Origin of the sequence: Sphingomonas rustica (assembly GCF_039652585.1) — a bacterium.
In the GTDB taxonomy this organism is placed as follows: domain Bacteria; phylum Pseudomonadota; class Alphaproteobacteria; order Sphingomonadales; family Sphingomonadaceae; genus Sphingomonas; species Sphingomonas rustica.
The window spans coordinates 179088-185413 of sequence record NZ_JBDIZK010000011.1 but is presented as its reverse complement, the minus strand read 5'-3'; the positions used below and the strand labels follow the sequence as shown (position 1 = coordinate 185413).

Genomic DNA, 6326 nt, shown 5'->3' with positions numbered 1-6326 from the left:
CAAAATCACAATTTCAAAGAGCGACAAAAACCGACGCACCGTCCTACCCCTTTTCTCGGGGTGTCCCGTGCGCCTTGCTTTTGGTGACCGCTGCAAAGCTCCGTGTGGCGCCCCGCTGCGGTGAAAGGGCATATATGTGGGGGTCCTGATTCGGTCAACCGCCGTTTTGCACTTTTATGTCGTTTTTCTTCCAGACGCGTGAAAACCAACGATTTTTCGAGGGTTTACGCGATCTCAATCCCCGCACCCTAGAGCGTCGGGGTGACCGAAACCGCCCTCGAAACCCCGAATCGCCCCGTCGAATCGCTGCGCGACCAGATTCGCAGCGCGGTGATCTGGCGATCGGGCACCCAGATTCTCGGCCAGGGGATCGCCTGGGCCTCGACCTTCCTCGTCATCCGCATCCTCAGCCCGGCCGATTACGGGCTGTTCGCGATGACGCAGGTCGTCCTTGTCCTGCTCAACATGCTCAACGGCTACGGCCTGGCCAGCGCACTCGTGCGCCGCGAACATGCCGATCGCACCGCGCAGCGCCAGCTGTTCGGCATGCTGCTGCTGCTCAACCTCGGCCTCGGCACGCTCCAGTTCGCGCTCGCCCCCCTCGCCGCCGCCTATTATCGCCAGCCCGAGGTAACCATTTTGCTGCGCGTCCAGGCGCTGCTCTATCTCGCGACACCGTTCATGGCGCTACCTGCCGCGCTGCTCAGCCGCTCGATGGACTTCAAGCGCCAGGCGCAGGTGACCCTCGCCTCGTCGCTGGCCGGCGCCGCGGTCGCGCTGACCGGCGCGCTCTCCGGATGGGGAGTGTGGACGCTGGTGGCCGCGCCGATCGCGCTGTTCTTCGTGCGCGCGATCGGCCTCACTTGGGCAGCGCGCTCATGGATGCTGCCCAGCTTCGACTTTCGCGGCGCCGGCGACATCGCCCGCTATGGCGGGGTCATGGCCGCCGGCCAGTTCTTCTGGTTCCTCCAGAGCCAGGCCGATGTCTTCATCGCCGGCCGCTCGCTCTCAGCGCACGAGCTGGGCATCTACACCACCAGCCTGTTCCTCACCCAGATCTTCGTGTCGAAGGTCGTTCCTCCGCTCAACGAGGTCGCCTTCTCCGCCTATGCGCGGATGCAGCAGGATCGCGCCGGAGTCGCCGCCGCTTTCGTCAAGGCGACGCGGACGATCATGGTCATCGGCCTGCCCTTCCACCTCGGCCTTGCCGTCACCGCCGACCCGCTGGTGCGCGTCGTGCTCGGCCCGCACTGGGTCGAGGCGGCGCCGGTCGTGCGCTGGCTCGCGCTCGCCATGCCGCTGATGACGCTGCAATGCCTCTTCTCGCCGGTCACCGACGCACTCGGTCACCCGCGGATCGGCGCGCGCAACGGGCTGACCGGCGGGGTGCTGCTCGGCCTCGCCTTCCTCGTCGGGGTGAACTGGGGAGTCACGGGTCTGGTCGCGGGCTGGTTCGCCGCCTATCCGCTCTATCTCGCCATCAGCGCGCGGCGCACCCTGCCGGTGATCGGCGTTCGTCTGCGCGAGTTGGTCGATGCCATCGCCCCGGCGGCGATCGCCTCGGCGGCAATGGCGCTGCTCGTTGTCCTGCTCGATGCGGCACTGCCCCCGATGGGCGAGGCGGCGCGGCTCGCCATCCTCACCGCCGCCGGAGCCGCCGCCTATGCCGCATGGCTGTTCGCCTTTGCCCGCGGCACGATCGCCGACGTCCTCGACATGATCCGCAAGCGCGGGGCCTGATCCCCGCCCGCTGCCCCAGACCGGCTAGGCCTGCTGGATATAGGCGCGCATCTCGTTCGCCTCGCTCTCGATCCGGTCGATCCGGTACTTCACCAGATCGCCGATCGACACAAAGCCGACGCATTCGCCGCGCTCCACCACCGGCAGGTGCCGGACCCGCCGCCGCGTCATCAGCGCCAGCGCCGCCAGGATCGATTCGTCGCGCGTAACCGTGATCGCCGGTGCCGTCATGACCTGGGCTACCCTGTGATCCAGCGCCGCCGCGCCGTGCCGCTCGAGGCAGTGGATCACGTCGCGCTCCGAAAAAATGCCGGCGACCCCGTCGCTGTCCATCACCGGCACCGCGCCGATCCGCTTCTCGGACAGCAGCGCCACCGCTTCCGCCACGGTCCGATCGCCCGCGATCGAGACCACATCACTCCCCTTCCCGCTCAGGATTGCCGCGATCGTCATCGACCGAACTCCTTTGTCAGTTAGGCGAAGCAAGGTCCCACGAAACGCGGCCGATTGCAAAGACCTGCATCAGATCATTTGCGCGGCGCGACATCGCGGTAGCGCAATGTCGCGCTGCCATTGGCCGGAACCTCCACGATCCACAGGTCGCGCCCGTTCTTGCGATGCAGCTTCGCCGAAGTCCGCTGGCGCTTGTGACCGTCGTCGAGCGTGACATCCCCTTCGAACCGGACCGGAAAGGGATTGGCGTTGGTCACGGTGACCAGTCTGTCTGCCCGGCGATCGCCCGAACCCGTCGCGTCGGCCTGGATCCTGATCTGCGGCGCGTCATCGATTTCGATCTCGACTTCCTCGTTCACCGCCTTGTCGGCCACGCTCCCCTGGCCGATCAGCACGCGATCCTCGCCCCGCGGCGCAAACACGGCAACGCCGCCCTGCGGCAACGGGAGGCCCAGCCCCTGCTCCTTGCGATTCTGCAGGCGGAGCACGCGGCGAACCTGCGCCCCGTCAGAGACATAGGCGCGATAGAAGGTCTCGACCGGGACCGCCTTTCGATCGATCATCGCGACCTGCTTCAGGCTGTGCGAGGCGACCGTGGTCGGGTCGGGCACACGATACAGTTTGAGGTCGCCCAGTTCCTCCTGGCGCGCGATGCGCGATCCTGTGACGACGATCTCCTCTCTCGCCATCGCCGGCGCAGGGGCCGGCGCCATCATCATCGGCTCAGCCACGACGCCGTCGGCCGCGAACTGAGGTTCGGATTCCTCGACGAAGGTCGGAAAGCAGCTAAAGCTCAGCGACCCGTCAGCCGGCCGCTCATAGGGCCGCGCGCTCTCCCGATTGAGCCGGCCGGCAACGACCATCGTCTCGGCATCGACGAAACTGGTCACGTCGGTGTTGGCCAAAGTCACCCAGGCGAACAGGTCGAGCTTCCCGTCCGGCCGCATCGTCGCGACATAATTGGCCTGCCAGTCGAATCCCCAGGCGAGATAGGACAGGGTCACGGTGACCCGCCGTTCCTCCGCCGATTCGGTCTCGATCGACAGCGTCGGCTTGGCCGACAGCCCCGCCGGCACCGAGGGATAGACGATCGAATCGCGCGTCGGCCCGCAATTGACCGCAACGAATCCCTCGCGCGTCTCCAGGATCGCCGCGCCGTCGGCGCCCGACCGGATGATCGCCGGCTCCTCGACCTGGCGACCGTCCTGCGCCCGCCGCCGGATCGTGACCGGCCGGCCCAGGCTGCGTTCGTACAGGCTGCGCGGGCTCAGCAGGTCCGCGTCAAGATTCTTCTCGCGCACCCCGCTCGGCAAATCCGCGACGATCGCGCTTTCGGGCAGGATGCCTTCTGCGACGCCTTCAAACCGGATCGTCGCGCGGCCGCGCGGGATCGTGATCGTCCGCTTCTCGGTGACCAGCGCATAGCCCTGCAGCCAGTTGAGCTGGAGTTCGCGATCGGGCGAGGCATTGGGCGCGCGATAGATGGTGACCGCAACCGAATCGGGCGCCGGCGAGGTCACCGGCTGGGCAAGCGCCGGCAGCGCCGCGATCATCGCGACGACGGCAAGCCCGAGGGCGCGGATCGGCCGCACCGCTCGGCCGCTCAGTAACGGGTGACGAAAGTGGCGGTAACGCTGGCCTCGCCATTGGCGGGCACGTCGACCTTCCACATCACCTCGTCCGACGAGGTCCGCTCGCTTTTCTGGCTCTCGCTCTCGATCCTCGTGTCGTCCCACAGGAAATCGAGTCCCGCCTGCGCCAAGTCGACGACGACCGGCGCCGACCGCGCATTGGTCAGCGTGTAACGCATCGTCGTGCGCCAGCGCGTCGTCCCCAGCCGCTCGCGCTTCTCCACCACCGGCTGCACCTTCACGTCGAACGCCTCGCCGGTCTTCAGCGCCAGGCTCGACCCCATCGGGGTATGGCCGATCGCGCTCTCGCCGATGAACTGCGGCTGGCCGCGCGCATCGCGCATATAGACGCGCACCGTCCCCGCGGGCAGCGCGTCGCCGAGCCCGCTCTCGCGCGCCGACGAGAAGCGCAGCACCGTGTCCGCGCTTGCCGCTTCCTGGGCAGTGCCCAGCCATTGGTTGCGATAGAAATAGGCGCGCGCCGCGGGGGTGCCCGTCACGTCCAGGAAGCTCACCTGCTTCTGTTGGGCGTTGGCGATCGTCGTCCGCTCGGCCAGCGGATAGACATAGAAGTCGCCCAGTTGTTCGCGATTGGCGGTCTGCGTTCCCGGGCGGTTGCCCGGGATCGTCCGGTTGGGCCGGCCATAGACCTGGCGCTGTCCATTGCCGTCCTCGCCTACCGCCCCTGCAACCAGCAGCGTGCGGGCGTTGTTGAAGGTCGTGCCGCTGGTGTTGGTCAGCGTGATCCAGCCCTGCACGTCGATCTTGCCCGCACTCTCGTCGAACAAGGCGACATAATCGGCCTTCCAGCCGAACCCGCGCGACAGATAGTTGAGCGTGACCGGCCGTGCGCCGGCGGTCGCGCTGTCGACCGTCACAGACAGGGTCGGCCGCGCGCGCAGATTGGGCGGCAGCGTCGGGAAGATCACCCGCGTGCTGCTTGGGTCGATCACCTCGATGCGGTTGCCGATCTGGACGACGGTGCCGTTGTTGTTGGCCAGCACCCGCGCTTCCTCGCGCGTCTCCGCCTTGGTTTCGGGATTCGTCCGCACCAGCGTGATCGTGCGGCCGACCGCCTTTTCCATCAGCTTCTGCGGGGTCAGCAGGTCGAAATCGAAATTCTGCTCGACGATCGTCAGCCCGCCGCCGCTCAGCGTCACCGTCTCGGGCCGGATCGATGCCGACACGTCAGGAAATTCCTGCCGCGTGCGCTGCGCCGGCAGGCTTAGCGTACGCTTGTCCTGCACCAGTGCGAGATCATTGGTGTAGATGGTGACCGCGACATCGCCCTGCGCGCTCTGGTCGGGTGCGGGAACCGCGGTCTGCGCCTGCACCGCCGCCGGCAATGCCATCAGACCAAGAGCCAGCCAGCGCATGCGATCCTCCCAATTCCCTGTCGGACCCGTTGGTAGCAGCTTGGCCGCGCGGGGCCAGTTGTTTCGCATCCTCCACGCATCGCAGGTCCGGAAACGAAAACCGCCACCCTCACCGGGGTGAGGATGGCGGCAATCTCGCACGTCGGGTCCGACCGGTCAGGCCGCCGGAGCCTCTGCGTCGCGGCGCGTGCGGCGGCGCTTCGGCTTTTCCTCGGCGGCGGGCTCGTCGACCGGCGCGGCCTCGGCGCTCACGCCCAGTGCCGGCGGCAGGATCGCGGCGTCGATGCCGCCCTCGCCCTGCACCTCGGCCTCGCGGTCGCGGCGGGTGGTGCGGCGGCGCGGACGCGGCGCTTCCTCGGCAACCGGCTGCGCTTCGGCAGAGGCGAACTGCTCGACGGCCTCGACGGCTTCGGTGGCGCTGTCGCCGGTCTCGACCGGATAACCACCGCCATTGCCGCGAACCGGGCGGCGTTCACGACGCTCGCCCCGGTCGTCGCGATTGCCGCGATCCTCGCGGGCGACACGCTCATCGCGGTTGCCGCGATCCTCGCGGACGCTGCGCTCTTCACGATTGCCGCGATCCTCACGGGCGTCGCGAGTGCCGCGGTCCTGGCGCGGCGCGCGATCCTCGCGAGTGCCGACTTCGTCGCCACGCGGCTGATCGTCGCGCTGGCCCTCGGCCTCGAACTCGAAATCATCCTCGTCGTCCGAATCCTCGCGCTGGCGACGCTGCTGGCTGCCATCGTCGAGCCGTGCGCGATTCTCGTTCACGACGCGGAAATAGTGATCGGCGAACTGGAGATAATATTCGGTGTTGACCCGATCGCCCTGCAACTGCGCGTCGCGGGCAAGATTCTTGTATTTTTCCAGCAACTGCGCGGCATTGCCGCGGGCCCGGTTATCGATTCGACTGCCATTGCCCTGGTTCGGGTTGCCACCCTGGCGCTGCTGACCGCCACGGCCGCGACGGCGCCCGTTGTTCGCCTGACGATTGTTCATCAAGGTCTGTCTGTCCTGTCTTTACAAGGCTGTCCGTCGATCCATCAAGGTCCCGGATGCGTGTTACCGTTCGCGGAGAGATCCAGCGGAGCTCCCCGGCTGCCATGGCCGCCGGACGGGGCGGCAC

The 6326-nt window shown here is 67.5% G+C and carries 5 protein-coding genes; 1 reads left to right on the top strand and 4 read right to left on the bottom strand.

Annotation, left to right across the window (positions count from 1 at the left end; all coding sequences use genetic code 11):
• The first annotated feature begins 261 nt into the window (after nt 1-261).
• Nucleotides 262-1740 (top strand): lipopolysaccharide biosynthesis protein, encoded by a 1479-nt coding sequence (locus TPR58_RS17960; RefSeq protein ID WP_346248114.1) that lies wholly within the window; start codon nt 262-264, stop codon nt 1738-1740.
• 24 nt (nt 1741-1764) lie between these two features.
• Here the strand turns inward: TPR58_RS17960 and TPR58_RS17955 are convergent, their stop codons facing one another.
• From TPR58_RS17955 to TPR58_RS17940, 4 genes are all read right to left on the bottom strand, one after another.
• Nucleotides 1765-2193 (bottom strand): CBS domain-containing protein, encoded by a 429-nt coding sequence (locus TPR58_RS17955; protein ID WP_346248113.1) that lies wholly within the window; start codon nt 2191-2193, stop codon nt 1765-1767.
• A 74-nt stretch (nt 2194-2267) separates the two neighbouring features.
• Nucleotides 2268-3785 carry a DUF4139 domain-containing protein gene (locus TPR58_RS17950; RefSeq protein WP_346248112.1) on the bottom strand — a complete coding sequence of 506 codons (1518 nt, stop codon included), beginning with the start codon at nt 3783-3785 and terminating at the stop codon, nt 2268-2270.
• Nucleotides 3786-3796: 11 nt separating this feature from the next.
• Nucleotides 3797-5200: a DUF4139 domain-containing protein gene (locus TPR58_RS17945; RefSeq protein WP_346248111.1), complete on the bottom strand. Its 1404-nt coding sequence runs from the start codon at nt 5198-5200 to the stop codon at nt 3797-3799.
• Between the two features lie 156 nt (nt 5201-5356).
• Nucleotides 5357-6199 (bottom strand): DUF4167 domain-containing protein, encoded by an 843-nt coding sequence (locus TPR58_RS17940; protein WP_346248110.1) that lies wholly within the window; start codon nt 6197-6199, stop codon nt 5357-5359.
• Between the last annotated feature and the right edge of the window lie 127 nt (nt 6200-6326).